The following is a 21,375-nucleotide window of genomic DNA, read 5'->3' as shown; positions in this document are numbered from 1 at the left end:
CCATGCCAGACATCACCAGCCGCAGAAGACTGCTCTTCGGAACCGCCGCCGTCTCGGCCGGCGCCGTCCTCGCCGGTTGCACCAGCAACGAACCCAAGGACGACCCGGCCGCCGACAAACAGCCGGCCGCCGACGACAAGCCCGGCAAGGCCGTCACCATCGGCTTCGCCGGACCCCAGGCCGACCACGGCTGGCTCAACGCGATCAACCAGAACGCCAAGAGCCGCGCCGAGCGGTACGAGGACGTCACCCTGGAGATCACCGAGGGCTCCAACGACACGGCCCAGCAGATCGGGCAGATCGAGACCCTCATCAACAAGAAGGTCGACGTGCTGGTGATCCTGCCCGCCGACGGCAAGGCCCTCACCCAGGTCGGCCTGAAGGCGATGCGGGCCGGCATCCCCGTCGTCAACCTCGACCGGATCTTCAACTCCCCCCAGGCGTACCGCTGCTGGATCGGCGGCGACAACTACGGCATGGGGCTCAACGCCGGGACCTACATCGGCGAGCAGCTCAAGGACAAGGGAGACGCCCGGGTCATCGAGCTGGCCGGCCTCGACAACCTGGAGCTGACCAAGCAGCGCACCCAGGGCTTCGACGACGCGCTGAAGAACTACCCGAACATCAAGAAGGTGGCCCGCCAGGCCGCCGAGTTCACGGTCGAGTCGGGCCAGGCCAAGATGGCCCAACTGCTGCAGGCGCAGTCGAAGTTCGACGCCCTGTGGAACCACGACGACGACCAGGGCGTAGGCGCCCTGCGCGCCATCGAGCAGGCCGGGCGCGACGGCTTCCTGATGGTCGGCGGCGCGGGCGCGCTCTCCGCGTTCCAGGCGATCAAGAAGGACGACGGGGTGCTGAAGGCCACCGTCCTCTACCCGCCGACCATGGCCGCCTCCGCGATCGACCTCGCCCGCGCCCTCGGCCAGGGCAAGGGTGTCGGTGGCCTCGCCGAGTTCGAGATCCCGTCCTCGCTGACCCTCTACTCGGCCGTCGTCGACAAGGCCAACGTCGACCAGTACATGTCCACCGGCTTCAAGTGACGGGACCTGCCGAAGGGGCCCGGCCCACGGCCGGGCCCCACCCCGCACCGCGCCGCGACGACGAGGAGGACCTACGCATGGGACAGCCGCAGCAGCCCGACCAGGCCGAGGCGGAGGAGTCAGGAGCGCCGGCGCCCGGCGCGGACGCGCACGCGCCCGCCGGCAAGGACGGCAGACCGGTGCTGCGCGTCGGCATGGTCGGCTACGCCTTCATGGGGGCCGCCCACTCCCAGGGCTGGCGCACGGCGGGGCGGGTCTTCGACCTGCCGCTCGGCCCCGTGCTGGCCGCCGTGTGCGGGCGGGACGGCGACGCGGTGCGGACCATGGCGGACCGGCACGGGTGGGCGACGACGGAGACCGACTGGCGGGAGCTGATCGCCCGGGACGACATCGACCTGGTCGACATCTGCACCCCCGGCGACAGCCACGCCGAGATCGCCCTCGCCGCCCTGGCCGCGGGCAAGCACGTGCTCTGCGAGAAGCCCCTGGCCAACACCGTCGCGGAGGCCGAGCAGATGGCCGCGGCGGCCGAAGAGGCGTACGGACGTGGCCAGTTCGCCATGGTGGGCTTCAACTACCGCCGGGTGCCCGCCGCCGCGCTCGCCCGCCGCATGGTCGCCGAGGGCCGGCTGGGAACCCTGCGGCATGTGCGGGTGACGTACCTTCAGGACTGGCTCGTGGACCCGGAGTTCCCCCTCACCTGGCGGCTGCGCAAGGAGTCCGCCGGCTCCGGGGCGCTCGGCGACCTGGGCGCCCACATCGTCGACCTCGCGCAGTACATGGCCGGCGAGCCCCTGGCCGGCGTGTCCGCGCTGATGGAGACCTTCGTCCGCGAACGGCCCCTGCCCGCCGGCGCGTCCGCCGGCCTCGCCGCCACCGGCGCCGGGGCGGGCCGGGGAGCGGTCACCGTCGACGACGCGGCCCTGTTCACCGGCCGCTTCGCCTCCGGCGCCCTCGCCTCCTTCGAGGCCACCCGCTTCGCCACCGGCCGCAAGAACGCCCTGCGCATCGAACTGAACGGCGAGCGCGGCTCGTTGGCCTTCGACCTGGAACGCCTCAACGAGCTGGCCTACCACGACCACACCGAACCGGCCGCCCACGCGGGCTTCCGCCGCATCCTCGTCACCGAGCCCGACCACCCCTACCTGGACGCCTGGTGGCCGCCGGGCCACGGCCTCGGCTACGAGCACACCTTCGTCCACCAGGTCCGCGACCTGGTCCACGCCGTCGCCGAGGGCCGCCGGCCCGAGCCGTCCTTCGCCGACGGGCTCCAGGTGCAGCGCGTGCTCGCGGCGGTCGAGGAGAGCGCCGAGAAGAACTCCGTCTACACGCCGACCCACACCCCCACCTCGGTCTGAGGAGACCCGGACATGCCCCGCGACTTCACGCTCTTCACCGGCCAGTGGGCCGACCTGCCCCTCGAAGAGGTCTGCCGCCTCGCCCGCGACTTCGGCTACGACGGCCTCGAACTCGCCTGCTGGGGCGACCACTTCGAAGTAGACAAGGCACTCGCCGACCCGTCGTACCTGAACTCCCGGCACCAGCTCCTGGAGAAGTACGGCCTGAAGTGCTGGGCCGTCTCCAACCACCTCGTGGGCCAGGCCGTGTGCGACGCCATCATCGACGAACGCCACCGCGCCATCCTGCCCGGCCGCATCTGGGGCGACGGCGAGCCCGAGGGCGTACGGCAGCGGGCGGCCGCCGAGATGGCCGACACCGCGCGGGCGGCGGCCGCCTTCGGCGTCGACACCGTCATCGGGTTCACCGGCTCGGCCATCTGGCACCTGGTCGCCATGTTCCCGCCCGCCCCCGAGTCGATGATCGAGCGCGGCTACGAGGACTTCGCCACGCGCTGGAACCCCATCCTCGACGTCTTCGACGCCCAGGGCGTGCGGTTCGCCCACGAGGTCCACCCCAGCGAGATCGCCTACGACTACTGGACGACCCAGCGCGCCCTGGAGGCCGTCGACCGCCGTCCGGCGTTCGGGCTGAACTTCGACCCCTCGCACTTCGTGTGGCAGGACCTCGACCCGGTCGGCTTCCTGTGGGACTTCCGCGACCGGATCTACCACGTGGACTGCAAGGAGGCCCGCAAGCGCCTCGACGGCCGCAACGGCCGCCTCGGCTCGCACCTGCCCTGGGGCGACCCCCGGCGCGGCTGGGACTTCGTGTCGGCCGGCCACGGCGACGTCCCCTGGGAGGACGTCTTCCGGATGCTCCGCTCGATCGACTACCGGGGCCCGGTCTCCGTGGAGTGGGAGGACGCCGGCATGGACCGGCTCCAGGGCGCCCCGGAGGCACTGACCCACCTCAAGGCGTTCGACTTCGAACCCCCGACGGCCTCGTTCGACGCGGCGTTCGGCGGCAACGACTAGGGCCCTTCTGACGGATCTCCGCGGCGTCGCGACGCCCGGCACGCCCTCTCGCCGCACCGGGCGAAAGCCCAAGTACGTCCAGTACGAGGTCTTCCGCCCGGCACGCCGAGAGCACGCACCGAACGCCGCTCCTTCTCCCACGGAGATCCGTCAGAAGGACCCTAGCGCCCTCCCGTCCTCCGGGGTGACGGCGCACCCCGGCGTACCGCACACACCCGTACACCTCCGTACGACCAGCCCCACTCTGGAGGCATTTCGTGCACCCGTACGACGACAACAGACACCCCACCGGCGCCACCCGCACCTTAGGACGCCGCGGTCTGCGCGGACCGGTCGCCCTGCTGAGCGCTCTGCTGCTCGCGGGCGCCTCGCTCTCGCTCACCGCGCCCTCGGCGGGCGCGGCCGGTGCCGCACCGAAGGCCGCCGCCGAGGACTTCCAGCAGGTCACCCTCGCCAAGGGCGAACCGGAGGTCGGCGAGCCCATGTCGCTCGCCGTCCTCCCCGACCGCTCGGTCCTGCACACCTCGCGCGACGGCGAACTGCGGCTGACCGACGCGGCGGGCAACACCAGGCTCGCCGGCAAGCTCGACGTGTACAGCCACGACGAGGAGGGCCTCCAGGGCATCGGCGTCGACCCGGGCTTCGCCGACAACCGTTTCATCTACCTCTACTACGCGCCCCCGTTGAACACCCCGGCCGGTGACGCCCCCGAGACCGGCACCGCCGCCGACTTCGCGCCCTTCGACGGCGTCAACCGGCTCTCCCGCTTCGTCCTGAAGACCGACGGCACCCTCGACAAGGCCAGCGAGAAGAAGGTCCTCGACGTCCCCGCCTCCCGGGGCATCTGCTGCCACGTCGGCGGCGACATCGACTTCGACGCGGCCGGCAACCTGTACCTGTCGACGGGCGACGACAGCAACCCGTTCCAGTCGGACGGCTTCACCCCCATCGACGAGCGCGCCAACCGCAACCCGGCCTTCGACGCCCAGCGCACCTCCGGCAACACCAACGACCTGCGCGGCAAGATCCTGCGCATCAAGGTCGGCGCCGACGGCTCCTACACCGTCCCCGACGGCAACCTCTTCGCGCCGGGCACGGCGAAGACCCGCCCCGAGATCTACGCGATGGGCTTCCGCAACCCGTTCCGCTTCAGCGTCGACAAGAAGACCGGCGTCCTCTACGTCGGCGAGTACGGCCCCGACGCGGGCGCCGCCAACCCCGCGCGCGGCCCGGCCGGCCAGGTCGAGTTCGCCCGCGTCACCGAGCCGGGCAACTTCGGCTGGCCGTACTGCACCGGCAAGAACGACGCCTATGTCGACTACGACTTCGCCACCCGCACCTCGGGCGCGGCCTTCGACTGTTCGGCCCCGAAGAACACCTCGCCGAACAACACCGGCCTGACCGACCTGCCCCCCGCCGAGCCCGCCTGGATCCCCTACAACGGGGCCAGCGTCCCGGAGTTCGGCGACGGCTCGGAATCGCCCATGGGCGGACCGGTCTACCACTACGACGCCTCGCTCGACTCCCCGGTGAAGTTCCCCGCGGCCTACGACGGCGACTTCTTCGCCGGTGAGTTCGGCCGCCGCTGGATCAAGCGGATCAGCAGCGACGCCGACGGCACCGTGCAGTCGATCAGCAACGTCCCGTGGACCGGCACTCAGATCATGGACATGGCCTTCGGCCCGGACGGCGCGCTCTACGTCCTCGACTACGGCATCTCCTGGTTCGGCGGCGACGAGCACTCGGCCCTGTACCGCATCGAGAACGCCACCGACGGCCACTCCCCGGTAGCCGCCGCCGCAGCGGACCGCACCTCCGGCCAGGCGCGACTGCGGGTCCGCTTCTCCTCCGAGGGCACCACCGACCAGGACGGCGACGCCCTCACCTACCGCTGGGACTTCGGCGACGGCGGCACCTCCACGGCCGCCAATCCCCGGTACACCTACCGGACGAACGGCACCTACACGGCGACCCTGACCGCCAAGGACTCCACCGGCCGCACCGGCAGCGCGAGCGTACGCATCGTGGTCGGCAACACCGCGCCCGAGGTCGAGCTGCGCCTGCCCGAGGACGGTCAGCTGTTCTCGTTCGGTGACGCCGTCCCGTTCAAGGTGCGGGTGCGCGACAAGGAGGACGGCACCCCCATCGACTGCGCCAAGGTCAAGGTCACCTTCGTCCTCGGCCACGACAGCCACGGCCACCCGGTGACCTCCGCCAACGGCTGCACCGGCACCATCAAGACCAGCGCCGACGGCGGCCACGACGAGAACGCCAACATCTTCGGGGTGTTCGACGCCGAGTACACCGACGGCGGAGGCGGCGGCCAGGAGCCGCTCACCACCCACGACCGGCACGTCGTCCAGCCCACCCACCGCCAGGCCGAGCACTACAACGACTCCTCCGGCATCGCCGTCCAGTCCAAGGACACGGCCCACGGCGGCAAGACCGTCGGGAACATCGACGACGGCGACTGGATCTCCTTCGAGCCGTACGTCCTGTCCGACGTCACCAAGCTCACCGCGCGGATCTCCTCCGGGGGCACCGGCGGCACGCTGGAGGTCCGTGCCGGATCACCGACCGGTCCTCTCCTCGGCAGCGCCACCGTGCCGGTGACCGGCGGCTGGGACAGCTTCAAGGACGTCACGGCCGACCTGTCCAAGGGCCCGCGCGGCAGCACCACGCTCTACCTGGTGTTCAAGGGCGGCTCCGCCGGCGGCCTGTTCGACGTGGACGACTTCACCTTCACGAAGCGGTGAGGGGGCGCCATGCAGAGGAACCGACGACTGCCGGCCGCGCTGGCCGGCGCGGCCCTGCTGATCGCAGGCGTGGCGGGACCGGCCGTGTCCGATGAGGCGGACCGCTCCCGCGGCCAGGAGGACGAACGCCGCGTCCTGGTCTTCTCCAAGACCGCCGGCTTCCGGCACGACTCGATCCCCGCGGGGGTGACGGCCGTACGGGAACTGGGCGCGGCCCACGGCTTCGCGGTCGACGCCACGGAGGACGCCGGCGCCTTCACCAAGCGCAACCTGCGGCGCTACGACGCCGTGGTGTTCCTCTCGACGACGGGCGACGTCCTCGACCCGGCCCAGCAGTCCGCGTTCGAGCGGTACATCGAACGCGGTGGCGCCTATGTGGGGGTCCACGCGGCCGCCGACACCGAGTACGACTGGGCCTTCTACGGCGGACTCGCGGGCGCGTACTTCCAGGGACACCCCGCGATCCAGCCCGCGACGGTCGAGGTCGAGGACCACGCCCACCCGGCCACCGCCGGGCTGGGCGCCACCTGGAACCGCACGGACGAGTGGTACAACTACCGCTCCAATCCACGGGACCGGGCCCACGTCCTCGCCTCGCTCGACGAGTCCTCGTACAGCGGCGGCACCATGAACGGCGACCATCCCATCGCCTGGTGCCAGGAGTACGAAGGGGGCCGCTCCTTCTACACCGGCGGCGGCCACACCAAGGAGTCCTTCGCCGAACCCGCCTTCCGGCAGCATCTGCTCGGCGGCATCCGGTGGGCGATCGGCGAGGTCCGGGCCGACTGCCGTCCGGAGAACGGCTACCGGCCGCTGTTCGACGGAACGTCCCTGGACGGCTGGCGCCAGGCGGGACCGGGCTCGTTCACCCTGTCCGGCGACGGCTCGATCACCTCGTCCGGCGGGATGGGGATGCTCTGGTACGCCGGCCGCAGCTTCGGTTCGTACTCCCTGAAGCTGGACTGGAGGATGTCCGGCGCCTCGGGCGACGACAACTCCGGGGTGTTCGTGGGCTTCCCGCCCTCGGACGACCCCTGGTCCGCGGTGAACAACGGCTACGAGATCCAGATCGACGCCACCGACGTGCCCGAGAGAACCACCGGGTCCGTCTACGGCTTCCGCTCCGCCGACCTCAGGAAGCGCGACCGCGCCCTGAACCCGCCGGGGGAGTGGAACACGTACGAGATCCGCGTGGAGGGCGAGCGCCTGCGCGTCTATCTCAACGGCGTGCGGATCAACCAGTTCACCAACCGCGATCCGGTACGGAGCCTGCGCGACGGCCACCTCGGCATCCAGAACCACGGGGCCGGCGACCGGGTGTCCTTCCGTGACATCCGGATCAAGGAACTGCCCGCACGGGCCGCCGGCCGGGCGGACGCGCCGCCGGGCGACTGAGCGACGGCGGGCGGGGGACGCCGGACCCCCGCCCGCCGTCTCGCCCGCCCTTCCCCCTCCCTCCACTCCCACGGAGGGTTCCCGGCCCTTCCCACCCCTGGCCCGACGAGGAGGCTGCCCATGTCCGCGTCCGTGTCCGTCACCCCACCGAGCGTCGGCGTCTGGCTGATCGGGGCACGGGGTTCCGTCGCCACCACCGTCGTCGCGGGCTGCGCGGCCGTCACCGCGGGCCTGCACGCCCCGACGGGCATGGTCACCGAGACCGCTCTCTTCGCCGACGCGGGCCTCCCCCCGCTCACCGCCCTCGTCTTCGGCGGCCACGACACCGTCGACTGCCCCCTGCCCAAACGGGCCGAGGCCCTGGCGGCCGGCGGCGTCCTGCCGCACGGCCTGCCCGCGGCCGTCGCAGCGGAACTGGCCGCCGCCGACGGCGAGATCCGTCCCGGCGGACCTCTCCCGGGCGACACCCGGACCCCCGACGAGCTGATCGCCTCCCACGCCGCCGACATCCAGGACTTCGTACGACGCCGGAGGCTGACCCGGGCCGTGGTGGTGAACGTCGCCTCCACGGAATCCGCGCCCACCGGCCCCGCCCTGCCGCCCAGCTCCCTCTACGCCGCGGCCGCCCTCCGCGCGGGCTGCCCCTACGTCAACTTCACCCCCTCCACCGGCCTCCACCACCCGGTGCTCGCCCCCCTCGCCGACTCCTGCGGCCTCCCGCACGCCGGCCGCGACGGCAAGACCGGCCAGACCCTGCTGCGGTCCGTCCTCGGCCCGATGTTCGCCCATCGGGCCCTGGCCGTCCGGGCCTGGTCCGGCACCAACCTCCTCGGCGGGGGCGACGGCGCCGCCCTCGCCGACCCGGCCGCCGCGGCCGCGAAGAACGCCGGCAAGGAACGCGTCCTGACCGACAGCCTCGGCGCCACCCCCGAGGGCCGGACCCACATCGACGACGTCCCCGCCCTCGGCGACTGGAAGACCGCCTGGGACCACATCGCCTTCGACGGCTTCCTCGGCACCCGCATGGTCCTCCAGACCACCTGGCAGGGCTGTGACTCCGCGCTCGCCGCCCCCCTGGTCCTGGACCTCGCCCGCCTCCTGGCAGCCGCCCACCGGGCGGGCCTCAGCGGGCCCCTGGCCGAGCTGGGCTTCTACTTCAAGGACCCGGTGGGGGAGGCCCCGACGGCACTGGGGGAGCAGTACGCGGCCCTGGCGGGGTTCGCGCAGCGCCTGCGGACGGCACCGGGGCGTGCGGCAGAGCCGCGCGGGGAGACGCGATGAGCCGGCACGAGATCCCCCTGTCCTTCGGCTACGGCACCAACGGCCTCGCCGACCTCCGGCTCGACGACGCCCTCGCCCTCCTCGCCGACCTCGGCTACGACGGCGTCGGACTCACGCTCGACCACATGCACCTCGACCCGCTCGCCCCCGGCCTCGCCGCCCGCATCCGCCGCCTCGCCCGCAGGCTGGACGCCCTCGGCCTGACCGTCACCGTGGAGACCGGCGCCCGCTATGTGCTCGACCCCCGCCGCAAACACGGCCCGACGCTGCTGGACGCCGACCCCGACGACCGCGCCCGCCGCACCGACCTGCTGCTCCGTGCCGTACGGGTCGCCGCCGACCTCGGCGCCCACGCCGTGCACTGCTTCAGCGGAGTCACCCCGCCCGGCACGGACGAGGACACCGCCTGGAAGCGGCTGCCCGACGCGCTCGCCCCCGTCCTCGACGCGGCCACCGCCGCCGGCGTCCCCCTCGCCATCGAGCCCGAACCCGGCCATCTCCTCGCCACGCTCGCGGACTTCCACCGCCTGCGCGAGGCCCTGGACAGCCCCGCCGCCCTCGGCCTGACCCTCGACATCGGCCACTGCCAGTGCCTCGAACCCCTCCCTCCCGCCGACTGTGTCCGCGCCGCCGCGCCCTGGCTCCGCCACGTCCAGATCGAGGACATGCGCCGCGGCGTCCACGAACACCTGCCCCTCGGCGAGGGCGAGATCGACTTCCCGCCCGTCCTCGCGGCCCTGGCCGCCGTCGGCTACCGAGCCCTGACCGTCGTCGAACTGCCCCGCCACTCCCACGCCGGCCCCCACTTCGCCGAGCAGTCCCTCGCGTTCCTCGAACGGTCCCTCGGCCGCCGCCACGGCACGACCCGCACCGACCGTCCCGGGAGCCCCTCGTGACCCACCACCGGACCCCGGCCGACCTGCACCGGCACCTGGACACCCGCCTCCCGCAGGCCGCCCGCACCTGGCTGGCGCGGGCGCTGGACGAGGCCGCCGAGCATCCGGGCACCCACGGCCCCCTCGCCGTCTGGGAGCTGCGGCTCGCCGAGGCGGGCCGGCGCTGCGGCACCGAACACGCCGACGCCGTCCGCGTCCTGATCCTGCACGCGGCCCGCGCCGACGCCGACGCGCTCACCCGGGTCTACCGCCAGGGCACCGCCGACGAACGCCGGGCGGTGCTGCACGCGCTGCCCCACCTCGTGCCCGGCCCCGAGGCGCTGCCCCTCGTCGAGGACGCGCTGCGCACCAACGACACCCGCCTCCTCGCCGCCGCCCTGGGCCCGTACGGCGCCCGCCATCTGGCCCCGCACCCCTGGCGGCACGCCGTCCTCAAGTGCCTGTTCACCGCAGTGCGCGTCGACGAGGTCGCCGACCTGACCGGCCGTGCCCGCGGCGACACCGAACTCGCCCGCATGGTCCGCGCCTTCGCCGAGGAACGCACCGCCGCGGGCCGCCCCGTACCCGAGGACCTGCACCGCGTCCTGGCCCTGACCGCGCCCCCACCGGCCGCCGCGCCCCACCGCGACGGCAGCCACGGCCTTCCCGGCAAGGAGTCCTGATGCGCATCTTCGACCCCCACATCCACATGACGTCACGCACCACCGACGACTACGAGGCGATGCACGAGGCGGGCGTCCGCGCGGTTCTGGAGCCGGCCTTCTGGCTGGGACAACCCCGCACCTCGCCCGACTCCTTCGTGGACTACTTCGACTCCCTGCTGGGCTGGGAGCCCTTCCGCGCCGCCCAGTACGGCATCGCCCACCACTGCGCGCTCGCCCTCAACCCCAAGGAGGCGAACGACCCGCGCTGCACTCCCGTGCTGGACCTGCTGCCCCGCTACCTGCTCAAGGACGGGGTCGTCGCGGTCGGCGAGATCGGCTACGACTCCATGACCCCGGCCGAGGACCACGCCCTCGAACACCAGCTGCAGCTGGCCGCCGACCACGGACTGCCCGCCCTCGTCCACACCCCGCACCGGGACAAACTCGCCGGCCTGCGCCGGACCCTCGACGCCGTACGGGCCTCCGCCCTGCCCGTCGACCGGATGCTGCTGGACCACCTCAACGAGACCACCGTCAAGGAGGCCAGGGACAGCGGCGCCTGGCTCGGTTTCTCCGTCTACCCGGACACCAAGATGGACGAGGAGCGCATGGTCGCCGTCCTCAAGGAGTTCGGCCCGGAGAGGGTGCTGGTCGACTCCGCCGCCGACTGGGGCAGAAGCGACCCCCTGAAGACGCGGCGGGTCGCCGACGCCCTCCTGGCCGCCGGGTTCGACGAGGACGCCGTCGACCTCGTGCTGTGGCGCAACCCCGTCGCCTTCTACGGGCTCAGCGGGCGCCTCGTCCTCGATGTCACCGCCACGGACCCCACGCACGAGGGCAACAGCATCCTGCGCGGCGGTGAGTGACCGTGCGCTTCCGCCACCCCGACGGCTCCACCGTCCACCTCGCCTACTGCACCAACGTGCACCCGGCCGAGACCCTCGACGGCGTCCTCGCCCAACTCCGCGACCACTGCGAGCCCGTACGCCGCCGTCTCGGCCGCGACCGCCTCGGCATCGGCCTGTGGCTGGCCAGGGACGCGGCCGCGGCCCTGGTGACCGACCCGGCCGCCCTGCGCGGCCTGCGCGCCGAACTCGACCGGCGCGGCCTGGAGGTCGTCACCCTCAACGGCTTCCCCTACGAGGGCTTCGGCGCCGAGGAGGTCAAGTACCGCGTGTACCGGCCCGACTGGGCCGACCCCGAGCGCCTCGACCACACCACCTCCCTCGCCCGCGTCCTCGCCCGGCTGCTCCCCGACGACGTGACCGAGGGCACCGTCTCCACCCTCCCCCTGGCCTGGCGCACCGCCGCCGACGACAGCCACGCCGCCCGTGCCCGGGCGGCCCTGCGCACCCTCGCCGAACGCCTCGACGCCGTGGCCGAGCTGACCGGCCGCTCCCTCCGGATCGGCCTGGAACCCGAACCGGGCTGCACCGTGGAGACCACCGCCGACGCCATCGGCCCGCTGAGCGACATCGGCCACGACCGCATCGGCATCTGCGTCGACACCTGCCACCTCGCCACCTCCTTCGAGGACCCGCACACCGCCCTGGACGCGCTCACCCGGGCCGGTGTCCCCGTCGTCAAGTCCCAGCTCTCCGCCGCCCTGCACGCCGAGCATCCGCACCTGCCCGAGGTCCGCGAAGCCCTCGCCGCCTTCGACGAGCCCCGCTTCCTGCACCAGACCCGCACCTCCACCGCCGCCGGCCTGCGTGGCACCGACGACCTCGGCGAGGCACTGCGGGGCGACACCCTGCCCGACGCCTCCCCCTGGCGCGCCCACTTCCACGTCCCGCTCCACGCGGCCCCCGCCGCACCCCTCACCTCCACCCTCCCGGTCCTCAAGGCCGCCCTCACCCGTCTCGTCGGCGGCCCCCACCCCCTCACCCGCCATCTGGAGGTCGAGACGTACACCTGGCAGGCGCTGCCACCGCAGCTGCGCCCCACCACCCGCGCCCAGCTCGCCGACGGCATCGCCGCCGAACTCGCCCTCGCCCGCGACCTGTTGACGGACCTCGGCCTCAAGGAGCTGCCATGAGCCTCCACCAGGACCGACAGATCCCGACGCGTCCCAGGTGAAGCACTCACCACGGACGACGCCCGCCCAACGAAGGAGTCCCCGCATGAGCCGCATCTCCCAGCCCGATCCCGAACTCACCCACCGCCTCAGCAGACGAGGCATGCTCGGTGTCGCCGCGGGTGCCACCGTCGCCGCCCTGCTGGGCGCCGCCGCCCCCGCCCAGGCCGCCGCTGGCACCGGGACGGCCACCGCGGGCCAGGGCCGCCCCGTCCTCCCGCCCGGCCGTCTCGGCATCCAGCTCTACAGCCTCCGCGACAAGGTCTCCACCCTCGGCTTCGCCCCCGTCTTCGCCGAGCTGGAGAAGTACGGCTACGACGAGGTCGAGTTCGCCGGCTACACCCAGGGCTCGGCGGGCCCCATCACCCTCAAACAGCTGAAGCGGCTGGCCCGCGACCACGGCCTGGACCCGATCGGCAGCCACGTCGGCTACTACGCGAGCGACCCGAACGCGTACACCTTCGCCCAGAACCTCACCAAGGTCCTCGACGACGCCCAGGCCCTCGGCCTGAAGCACATCGGCACCGCCGCCGGCCCCTTCCGCTACGGCACGACCGTCGACGCGGTGAAGCGGGCCGCCCACGAGTTCAACACCTACGGCGCGGCCGCCAGGGCACGCGGCTTGAAGTTCTACCAGCACAACCACTCCGAGGAGTTCTCCTTCGCCACCGACGACCCCAAGGTGCGCCTCTACGACGTACTGCTCCGCGAGACCGACCCCGACCTCGTCTTCCTGGAGATGGACATCTTCTGGGCGTACGTGGCCCAGTTCCGTTTCTCCAAGCGGCCCGACGGCACCGCCGCGCCCTTCGAGCCGCTCGACTACGTCGTGCGCCGCCCGGACCGCTACCCGCTGTTCCACGTCAAGGACGGCGAGAGCGACCCGTCGAACCCGTACGGGTACCGCATGACGGACGTCGGCGACGGAGACATCGACTACCGGAAGTTCATCTCGGCCGTCAACGATCTGAAGGGTTCCCGACGCGCCCACCACTGGCAGGCGGAGCACGACAACCCCGCCGAGTCCTTCACCTTCGCCCGCCGCTCCAGCGAGCACCTGCACTCGCTGCGGGAGAAGAGCGGCGAGTAGAGCCCGGGAACGAGGACGCAACGCCGACGCCCGGCTGGGAGATCCCAGCCGGGCGTCGGCGGAAACACCGTGCGGCCCTAGGGTGCGTTTCAGAAGTGGATCTTGATGTGTCAAGATCCACTTCGTGGGACGGCATGATCTGACGAATGCACAATGGGCGAAGCTGGAGCCCTTGCTCCCGGCCGGCAAGAAGCCCGGACGGCCACCGGTGCACACCAAGCGGCAGTTGATAGACGGCATACGCTGGCGCACCCGCGCCGGTGCTCCGTGGCGGGACGTGCCCGAGCGGTATGGCCCGTGGGAGACGGTCTACGGTCTGTTCCGGCGCTGGCAGCGGGACGGCACCTGGCACCGCATCTTCGAGCAGCTGCAGGCCCGGGCCGACGCCGAGGGGCTGATCACCTGGGACGTCTCGGTGGACTCCACCATCGCCCGCGCCCACCAGCATGCGGCCGGTGCCCGCAAAAAGGGGATCTGCAGATCGAGCCGCCAGGTGGCGTGTTCATCGAGCCCGATGACCACGGGCTCGGACGATCCCGGGGTGGGCTGACCACCAAGCTGCACCTGGCGGTCGAGCAGGCCCAGAAGCCGATGGCGCTGGTCATCACGGCTGGACAGCGTGGTGACTCGCCGCAGTTCCAGGTGGTCCTGGGCCGTATCCGGGTGCCCCGGCTCGGGCAGGGCCGCCCGCGCACCCGGCCGGACAAGGTGCGTGCCGACAAGGCGTACGGCTCCCGCGCGAACCGCGACTACCTGCGCAAACGTGGCATCCGCTGCACGATCCCGGAGAAGCGCGACCAGATTGCCAACCGCAAGAAACGCGGTTCCCACGGCGGCCGCCCGCCCAAGTTCGACAAGGACGACTACAAGCAGCGCCACGCAGTGGAGTGCGGAATCAATCGCCTGAAACGGCACCGTGCGGTCGCCACGAGATACGACAAGCTCGCCGTCCGCTACGAAGCGACGGTGCTGGTCGCAGCCATCAACGAGTGGCTATGACCAGCACTTTCAAAACGCACCCTAGTCCGTGTCCCGGCTGATCGGCATCGGGTTGGCCGTCAGGCTCTTCGCCCTCGGCCGGCCCGGTGGGGTCAGGAAGAGGGCGATGAACGCGGCGAACAGGGAGATCGAGCCCGCCAGGGTGAAGGCCCCGTTGTGGCCCCAGTTGTCCACCACGACCTTGCCCATACCGGCGCCGAGCAGGCCGGACACCAGCTTGGAGCTGTAGACCAGCCCGTAGTTGGAGGCGTTGTTGTTCTCGCCGAAGTAGTCCGCCGTCATCGCCGCGAACATCGGGAAGATGGCGCCTCCGCCGAACCCGGAGATGCTGGAGAAGAGCAGGAATAGCGGCAGGTTCTTGAGGTCGGCGGCCCACAGGATCCCGTACTGCGAGAGGCCGAGGACGATGCACACGAAGATCAGGCAGCGCTTGCGTCCGTAGCGGTCGGACAGCCAGCCGATCACGCCCCGGCCGGTGCCGTTGACGATGGCCTTCATCGACATGGCCGTCGCGACGATGCCACCGGCGAAACCGGCCTCCTCGCCGATGTCGACCTGGAAGGCGATGCCGAAGATGTTCACGCCCGAGGTGCACAGCAGGCAGAACCACATCAGCGCGACACGTCCGGTCCGCCATGCCTCCCCGGGGGTGTACTGCCGCACGGCCGGCGGGTTCATCGCCAGTGCGCGGCGGGCCCGCGGGTCGTTCGGCGGCTGCAGCGGGTCGACGTCGGCGGGCCACCAGTTCTTCGGCGGGTCCCGGAAGAAGTAGCCGGCCACGGCCACCGTGGTGGCCAGGAAGAGGCCGACCGAGACGAGGACCCAGCGGAAGTTCGTCAGGTCCATGTAGTTGGTGAAGAGGAAGACGAACGGCACGGAACCGTAGGCGAAACCGCCGTTGACGAAGCCGGTCTTGCCTCCCTTGCGCTCCGGATACCACTTGCCGACCATGTTCACGCAGGTCGCGTACACCATGCCCGCGCCCATACCGCTGAACATGCCGAACCCGACGTACGCGACGATCACATGCGGTGCGAACGCGAGGGACAGGTATCCGAGCAGGGTGCCGAGCGCGCCGAGCATCATCGCCCAGCGGGCGGGCAGTCTGCCGCTCTCCCTGAGCTTTCCGGCCGGGAAGGCCACGGCCGCCTGGAAGAACACCCAGACACCGAGCATCCAGAAGATGTGCCCGTCGTTCCAGCTGTGTGCGATGTGCAGCGTGTCCTCGGCCGACGCGAAGGCGTACTCGGCCGAGCTGATACCCATCATGCCGATCCACGGCAGGATGACCATCCACTTGCGCCTACGGCCCATGATGTCGATATCGGTCTCACCGAGCCGATACACACGGCCGTTGCGGTCCGTCACCTCCCTGTAGGGGACGGGTGTCGAGATGTCGGTGGTAGTCATGACGGATTGCACCCCTTGTGTCGAAAGAGCTGGCCAGCGCCCCCTGTCCCACACCTTTCGTGCTTTCGGGGTCGGGGGCGGCACAGGGCCGCCCCCTCCTCGATCACCTCATCGGCCGCCCCCCAACAGCCCGGCGGCCCGCGCCCATCGAGCTGTGTCGTGCCCGGGGGGCAGCCCCCGGACCCCCGGCCGGATCGGGGCAGCCCGCGCCCGTCACAGCAGCCCCGCAGCCCGCGCCCATCGATATTTCGCACCGAGGACGGCGACCGGCTTCTCGGTCGTGTACGGGTACGCCACGACCCCGCGCTCGAAGAGGTACTGGCACGCCTCCTCCACCTCGACGTCGCCCGCGAGCGACGCGACGACCGGCTTCTCGATGCCCCGCTCGCGGAACTCGGCCACCACGCGCGCGGTGAGTTCGGCGAACACCATGGGCGGGGTGACGATGGTGTGCCAGTAGCCGAGGACGAGCGCGTGGATGCGCGGGTCCTCCAGGCCCAGCCTGATCGTCGCCTCGTACGTCGAGGGGGGCTCGCCGCCGGTGATGTCGACCGGGTTGCCCGCGGCCCCGAACGGCGGGATGAACGCCCGGAAGGACGCGTCCAGGTCCGGCGGGATCTCCATCAGGGTCAGCCCGTTGTCGGTGACCGCGTCCGACAGCAGGACACCGCTGCCGCCGGCCCCCGTGATGATGACGACGTTGTCGCCGCGCGGGGCGGGGAGCACCGGCAACGCGCGCGCGTACTCCAGCATCTCGTTCAGCCCCGGTGCCCTGATGACCCCGGCCTGCTTCAGGATGTCCTCGTACACCGCGTCGTCGCCCGCCAGCGCGCCCGTGTGCGAGCCCGCCGCCTTCGCCCCGGCCGCCGTACGGCCCGCCTTGAGGACCACCACCGGCTTCTTCGGGACGGTCGCCCGCGCGGCCTCGACGAACGCCCGCCCGTCCTTCAGGTCCTCCAGGTGCATCGCGATGCACTCGGTGCGGGGGTCCTCGCCGAACCAGGTCAGCAGGTCGTCCTCGTCCAGGTCCGACTTGTTGCCGAGCCCGACGATCGCCGACACCCCCGTCTTCGTGGCGCGCGCGAAGCCCAGGATGGCCATCCCGATGCCACCGGACTGCGAGGTCAGGGCGACCCCGCCCTTGACGTCGTACGGCGTGCAGAACGTGGCACACAGGTCCTGCCACGTCGAGTAGTAGCCGTAGATGTTCGGCCCGAGCAGCCGGATGCCGTGCCGCTCGGCGATCGCCACGATCTCGTCCTGGAGCGCGTGCTCGCCGGTCTCCGCGAAACCGGACGGGATCAGTACGGCGTTGGGGACGCCCTTGCGGCCCACCTCCTCCAGCGCCGACGCCACGAACTTGGCGGGGATCGCGAAGACCGCCACATCCACCTCACCGGGAACGTCCGTGACACTCTTGTACGCCTTGCGGCCCAGAATGTCATCGGCCTTGGGGTTCACCGGGTGGATCTCGCCGGCGAATCCGCCGTCGACGAGGTTGCGCATCACCGAGTTGCCGATCTTGCCCTGCTCGTTGGAGGCCCCGATCACGGCCACCGACGAGGGCTGCATCAGCCGGCGCATCGACGTGAGGATCTCCTCGCGCGAGTACCTGCGCCGCGGCTTCGGCACCGACTCCGCGAGGATGATCCGGATGTCCGCCGCGACCGCGCCCTCGGGGGTCGCGATCACCGGGTTGAGGTCCACCTCGGCGATCTCCGGGAAGTCCGCGACGAGTTCGGAGACCCGGCGGATCTGCTCCGCGACGGCCCACCGGTCCACGGCGGGAGCGCCCCGCACCCCGCGCAGGATCTCCGCCGCGCGGATCGAGTCCAGCATGGACAGCGCCTCGTCCGCGTCGACCGGCGCGAGCCGGAACGTCACGTCCTTGAGGACCTCCACCAGCACCCCGCCGAGCCCGAACGCGACGACCTTCCCGAACGTCGGGTCCGTCACCGCGCCGACGATGACCTCCTGCCCCTTCGGCAGCAGCTCCTGGACCTGGACGCCCTCGATCCGGGCGTCGGCCGCGTACGCGCGGGCGTTGTCGACGATGGTGTGGAACGCGGCCCGTACGTCCGCCGCGCCCTCCACCCCGACGATCACCCCGCCCGCGTCGGTCTTGTGCAGGATGTCCGGCGAGACGATCTTCATCACCACCGGCCCGCCGAAGCGCGCCGCGAACGACACCGCCTCGTCGACGTCCCGCGCCAGCTCCTCGCCGGGGACGGCGATCCCGTACGCGTCGGCGATCACCTTGCCCTCGGGGGCGGTCAGCGCGCTCCGGCCCTCCGCCCGTACGGCGTCGAGGAGCCCGCGCACCTTCAGCACCCGGTCTTCGGCCATCAATCAGATCACTCCGTTCGACTTGAGCAGGCGCAGCTCCTCGTCGCCGAGCCCCAGCTCGCCGACGTAGACCTCTTCGTTGTGCTCGCCGAGCAGGGGTGAACTGGTCACGTCCACCGGGGAGTCGGACAGCTTCAGCGGGCTGCCCACGGTCACGAACTCGCCGCGCTCGGGGTGCGGCACGGTGACCACCATCTCGTTGGAGACCAGGGACGCGTCCTCGATGATCTCCTTGGTGGACAGGATCGGCCCGCACGGGATGTTGTGCGCGTTCAGCCGCTCCAGCACCTCCCACTTGGGGAGCGTGGAGGACCACTCCTCGATCAGCTGGAACATCTTGCCCAGCTTGGGCAGCCGGGCCTCCGGCGTCGCCCACTCGGGGTCCTCGGCCAGTTCGGGCCGACCGATCAGCTCGCTCATCGGCTGCCAGCCGACGGGCTGCACGATGACGTACACGTAGTCGTTCGGGCCGCCCGGCGCGCATTTCACGGCCCAGCCGGGCTGGCCGCCGCCGGAGGCGTTCCCGGACCGGGGGACCTCGTCGCCGAAGTCCTCGTTGGGGTATTCGCGCAGCGGCCCGTGGGCGAGCCGCTGCTGGTCCCTCAGCTTCACCCGGCACAGGTTGAGGACGGCGTGCTGCATGGCCACGTTGACCCGCTGGCCGCGCCCGGTGTTCTCCCGCTGGTACAGCGCGGCGAGGATCCCCGCCACGGCGTGGACGCCCGTGCCCGAGTCCCCGATCTGGGCCCCCGTCGCCAGCGGCGGCCCGTCCTCGAAGCCCGTGGTGGCCATGGACCCGCCCATGGCCTGCGCGACGACCTCGTACGCCTTGAAGCCGGTGTACGGGCCGTCCCCGAACCCCTTGATGGAGGCGTAGACGATACGGGGGTTGATCTCCTGGATGCGGTCCCACGTGAAGCCCATGCGGTCGACCGCGCCCGGTCCGAAGTTCTCGACCATGACGTCGGAGCGCCGGATCAGCTCGGTGAGGATCTCCTTGCCGCGCTGGGTCTTGGTGTTGAGGGTGATGCTGCGCTTGTTGCAGTTGAGCATCGTGAAGTAGAGGGAGTCGACGTCCGGGAGGTCCCGCAGCTGCTTGCGTGTGATGTCCCCGCTCGGCGCCTCCAGTTTCACCACGTCCGCGCCGAGCCAGGCGAGCAGCTGGGTGGCGGACGGGCCGGACTGGACGTGCGTCATGTCGAGGACGCGGATGCCACTGAGGGCCTTGGTCGGTGCTGCTGCCGTCGCGGTCAACGGTTCCACCTCACTTGTACATCGTCTGGTTCATGGTTCCGGGGGCGTACGCGTCCGGGTCGACCCAGACGTTGATGAGCGACGGCTTGCCGGACTCACGGGCGCGCTGCAGCGCGGGGCCGATGTCGGCGGGGTCGCGGACCTCCTCGCCGTAACCGCCCAGCATCTGGGCGAACTTGTCGTAGTGGACGTCGCCGAGGGTGTTGCCGATCCGCTCGCGCTCCTCGCCGTACTTGGCCTTCTGGCCGTAACGGATCTGGTTCATCGAGGAGTTGTTGCCGATGATCCCGACGAAGGGGAGGTCGTAGCGGACGAGTGTCTCGAAGTCCCAGCCGGTGAGGGAGAAGGCGCCGTCGCCGAAGAGGGCCACCACTTCCTTGTCGGGCCGTGCCTTCTTGGCGGCGAGCACGAAGGGGACGCCGACGCCGAGCGTGCCGAGGGGGCCCGGGTCCATCCAGTGGCCGGGTGACTTGGGCTGGACGACCTGGCCGGAGAAGGTGACGATGTCGCCGCCGTCGCCGATGTAGATCGAGTCCTCGGTCAGGAACTCGTTGATCTCGCTGACCAGCCGGTAGGGGTGGATCGGCGAGGCGTCCGACCTCAGGCTGGGCAGCCGCTTCTCGATGGCGGTCTGCTCGGCGGCGCGCAGCTCGTCCAGCCACTCCTTGCGCCGCGACGCGCCCCCGTTGATCCGCCCGGAGGCCGCCTCGGTCACCGACTTGAGGACGAGGCCCGCGTCGCCGACGATCCCGAGGTCGATGTCGCGGTTCTTGCCGACGGTCCGGTAGTCGAGGTCGATCTGTACGACGGTCGCGTCCGGCGACAGCCGCTTGCCGTAACCCATGCGGAAGTCGAACGGCGTGCCGACGATGACGATGACGTCGGCGTTGGAGAACGCGTAGCGGCGGGAGAGCTGGAAGTGGTGCGGGTCGCCGGGCGGCAGGGTGCCGCGTCCCGCGCCGTTCATGTAGGCCGGGATGTTGAGGGTGCGCACCAGGTCGATCGCGGACTCGGTGCCCCGCGTGGTCCACACCTGGCTGCCCAGCAGGATCGCGGGCTTCTCCGCGTGCACCAGCAGGTCGGCGAGCTTCTCGACGGCCTCGGGGTCGCCGGCCGAGCGGGTCGAGGCCCGGTAGGCGCCGGCCTTGGGCACGCGGGCCTTCTCGACGGGCACCTTGGCGTCGAGGACGTCACGCGGGATCTCCAGGAAGGAGGGTCCGGGGGCGCCGTGGTAGCACTCGCGGAACGCCATCGAGACCATGTCGGCGGCGCGGGCCGTGTCCGGCACGGTCGCCGCGAACTTGGTGATCGGCGTCATCATGTCGACGTGCGGCAGGTCCTGCAGGGACCCCATCTTGTGCTGGGTGTGCGCGCCCTGGCCGCCGATCAGCAGCATCGGGGACTCCGCGCGGAAGGCGTTGGCGACGCCGGTGACGGCGTCGGTCGTACCGGGACCGGCGGTGACGACCGCGCAGCCGGGCTTGCCGGTGATCCGGGCGTAGCCGTCGGCGGCGTGGGCGGCGACCTGCTCGTGGCGGACGTCGACGACCTCGATGCCCTCGTCGACGCAGCCGTCGTAGATGTCGATGATGTGGCCGCCGCACAGGGTGTAGATGACCTCCACACCCTCGGCCTTGAGTGCCTTGGCGACGAGGTGACCACCGGAGATGAGTTCCTGGCTGTTGCCGTCGGGCATGGCGAAGTCCTGTCCCTTCGTAGGGGTTGGAGCGCTCTCGCGGTTGATTGCATACAGTCGACGAATACTGTATGAACCTTGTTATCCCGCATCCCCTGGGTGGTGTCCAGGGGGCG

General features: G+C 71.4%; 16 protein-coding genes. 12 read left to right on the top strand and 4 right to left on the bottom strand.

Annotated features, from left to right (window positions below; all coding sequences use genetic code 11):
* Nucleotides 1-2: 2 nt before the first annotated feature.
* From SCAB_RS07905 to SCAB_RS44585, 12 genes are all read left to right on the top strand, one after another.
* A complete protein-coding gene (locus SCAB_RS07905; RefSeq protein WP_012999534.1) occupies nt 3-1,040 on the top strand; it encodes a substrate-binding domain-containing protein in 1,038 nt (345 codons plus the stop codon).
* Nucleotides 1,041-1,117: 77 nt separating this feature from the next.
* Nucleotides 1,118-2,398: a Gfo/Idh/MocA family protein gene (locus tag SCAB_RS07900; RefSeq protein WP_012999533.1), complete on the top strand. Its 1,281-nt coding sequence runs from the start codon at nt 1,118-1,120 to the stop codon at nt 2,396-2,398.
* A gap of 12 nt (nt 2,399-2,410) precedes the next feature.
* Nucleotides 2,411-3,415: a sugar phosphate isomerase/epimerase family protein gene (locus SCAB_RS07895; RefSeq protein ID WP_012999532.1), complete on the top strand. Its 1,005-nt coding sequence runs from the start codon at nt 2,411-2,413 to the stop codon at nt 3,413-3,415.
* Between the two features lie 257 nt (nt 3,416-3,672).
* On the top strand, nt 3,673-6,171 hold the full coding sequence (locus SCAB_RS07890) for a PQQ-dependent sugar dehydrogenase (RefSeq protein WP_012999531.1): 2,499 nt from the start codon (nt 3,673-3,675) through the stop codon (nt 6,169-6,171).
* Nucleotides 6,172-6,180: 9 nt separating this feature from the next.
* Nucleotides 6,181-7,566, top strand: a complete 1,386-nt coding sequence (locus tag SCAB_RS07885; RefSeq protein WP_012999530.1) for a ThuA domain-containing protein — start codon at nt 6,181-6,183, stop codon at nt 7,564-7,566.
* A gap of 120 nt (nt 7,567-7,686) precedes the next feature.
* Complete coding sequence (locus tag SCAB_RS07880) at nt 7,687-8,847, top strand: inositol-3-phosphate synthase (protein WP_041668952.1); 1,161 nt, start codon at nt 7,687-7,689, stop codon at nt 8,845-8,847.
* Nucleotides 8,844-9,743, top strand: coding sequence for a sugar phosphate isomerase/epimerase family protein (locus SCAB_RS07875; RefSeq protein WP_012999528.1), 900 nt, complete (start codon nt 8,844-8,846; stop codon nt 9,741-9,743). Before SCAB_RS07880 ends, SCAB_RS07875 begins: the two co-directional genes overlap by 4 nt.
* The gene (locus SCAB_RS07870; protein WP_012999527.1) at nt 9,740-10,405 is read left to right on the top strand and encodes an EboA domain-containing protein; all 666 of its coding nucleotides are present in this window, start codon (nt 9,740-9,742) and stop codon (nt 10,403-10,405) included. Before SCAB_RS07875 ends, SCAB_RS07870 begins: the two co-directional genes overlap by 4 nt.
* Nucleotides 10,405-11,253 (top strand): TatD family hydrolase, encoded by an 849-nt coding sequence (locus SCAB_RS07865; protein WP_012999526.1) that lies wholly within the window; start codon nt 10,405-10,407, stop codon nt 11,251-11,253. Before SCAB_RS07870 ends, SCAB_RS07865 begins: the two co-directional genes overlap by 1 nt.
* Before the next feature lie 2 nt (nt 11,254-11,255).
* Entirely contained in the window at nt 11,256-12,425 is a 1,170-nt protein-coding gene (gene eboE, locus SCAB_RS07860; RefSeq protein WP_037722732.1) for a metabolite traffic protein EboE, read from the top strand.
* Nucleotides 12,426-12,510: 85 nt separating this feature from the next.
* Nucleotides 12,511-13,554 carry a sugar phosphate isomerase/epimerase family protein gene (locus SCAB_RS07855; protein ID WP_012999524.1) on the top strand — a complete coding sequence of 348 codons (1,044 nt, stop codon included), beginning with the start codon at nt 12,511-12,513 and terminating at the stop codon, nt 13,552-13,554.
* 124 nt (nt 13,555-13,678) lie between these two features.
* Nucleotides 13,679-14,553, top strand: a protein-coding gene (locus SCAB_RS44585) for an IS5 family transposase (protein ID WP_231884914.1) whose coding sequence is annotated in 2 segments (ribosomal slippage) — nt 13,679-14,068 and nt 14,071-14,553 — 873 coding nt in all. Because the reading frame shifts where the segments join, the coding sequence is not laid out codon by codon here.
* Between the two features lie 21 nt (nt 14,554-14,574).
* Here SCAB_RS44585 and SCAB_RS07840 read toward each other — a convergent pair.
* From SCAB_RS07840 to SCAB_RS07825, 4 genes are all read right to left on the bottom strand, one after another.
* Nucleotides 14,575-15,963, bottom strand: a complete 1,389-nt coding sequence (locus SCAB_RS07840; RefSeq protein WP_012999521.1) for an OFA family MFS transporter — start codon at nt 15,961-15,963, stop codon at nt 14,575-14,577.
* A 213-nt stretch (nt 15,964-16,176) separates the two neighbouring features.
* Nucleotides 16,177-18,309 (bottom strand): acetate--CoA ligase family protein, encoded by a 2,133-nt coding sequence (locus SCAB_RS07835; protein WP_012999520.1) that lies wholly within the window; start codon nt 18,307-18,309, stop codon nt 16,177-16,179.
* Nucleotides 18,310-18,312: 3 nt separating this feature from the next.
* The gene (gene frc, locus SCAB_RS07830; RefSeq protein ID WP_037722733.1) at nt 18,313-19,563 is read right to left on the bottom strand and encodes a formyl-CoA transferase; all 1,251 of its coding nucleotides are present in this window, start codon (nt 19,561-19,563) and stop codon (nt 18,313-18,315) included.
* A gap of 10 nt (nt 19,564-19,573) precedes the next feature.
* Complete coding sequence (locus tag SCAB_RS07825) at nt 19,574-21,259, bottom strand: thiamine pyrophosphate-binding protein (protein WP_012999518.1); 1,686 nt, start codon at nt 21,257-21,259, stop codon at nt 19,574-19,576.
* Between the last annotated feature and the right edge of the window lie 116 nt (nt 21,260-21,375).

Origin of the sequence: Streptomyces scabiei 87.22, from assembly GCF_000091305.1 — a bacterium.
Classification (GTDB): Bacteria; Actinomycetota; Actinomycetes; order Streptomycetales; family Streptomycetaceae; genus Streptomyces; species Streptomyces scabiei.
Note: the sequence above shows the minus strand (reverse complement) of the source record. Positions and strands in the feature narration are given on the sequence as shown.

What these genes read in the sequence shown, in the direction of transcription:
- SCAB_RS07895 (WP_012999532.1), top strand. Translation starts at nt 2,411, where the DNA reads ATGCCCCGCGACTTCACGCTCTTCACCGGCCAGTGGGCCGACCTGCCC.
- SCAB_RS07880 (WP_041668952.1), top strand. Translation starts at nt 7,687, where the DNA reads ATGTCCGCGTCCGTGTCCGTCACCCCACCGAGCGTCGGCGTCTGGCTG.
- SCAB_RS07900 (WP_012999533.1), top strand. Translation starts at nt 1,118, where the DNA reads ATGGGACAGCCGCAGCAGCCCGACCAGGCCGAGGCGGAGGAGTCAGGA.
- SCAB_RS07865 (WP_012999526.1), top strand. Translation starts at nt 10,405, where the DNA reads ATGCGCATCTTCGACCCCCACATCCACATGACGTCACGCACCACCGAC.
- SCAB_RS07905 (WP_012999534.1), top strand. Translation starts at nt 3, where the DNA reads ATGCCAGACATCACCAGCCGCAGAAGACTGCTCTTCGGAACCGCCGCC.
- SCAB_RS07885 (WP_012999530.1), top strand. Translation starts at nt 6,181, where the DNA reads ATGCAGAGGAACCGACGACTGCCGGCCGCGCTGGCCGGCGCGGCCCTG.
- SCAB_RS07825 (WP_012999518.1), bottom strand. Translation starts at nt 21,259, where the DNA reads ATGCCCGACGGCAACAGCCAGGAACTCATCTCCGGTGGTCACCTCGTC.
- SCAB_RS07840 (WP_012999521.1), bottom strand. Translation starts at nt 15,963, where the DNA reads ATGACTACCACCGACATCTCGACACCCGTCCCCTACAGGGAGGTGACG.
- SCAB_RS07855 (WP_012999524.1), top strand. Translation starts at nt 12,511, where the DNA reads ATGAGCCGCATCTCCCAGCCCGATCCCGAACTCACCCACCGCCTCAGC.
- SCAB_RS07875 (WP_012999528.1), top strand. Translation starts at nt 8,844, where the DNA reads ATGAGCCGGCACGAGATCCCCCTGTCCTTCGGCTACGGCACCAACGGC.
- SCAB_RS07835 (WP_012999520.1), bottom strand. Translation starts at nt 18,309, where the DNA reads ATGGCCGAAGACCGGGTGCTGAAGGTGCGCGGGCTCCTCGACGCCGTA.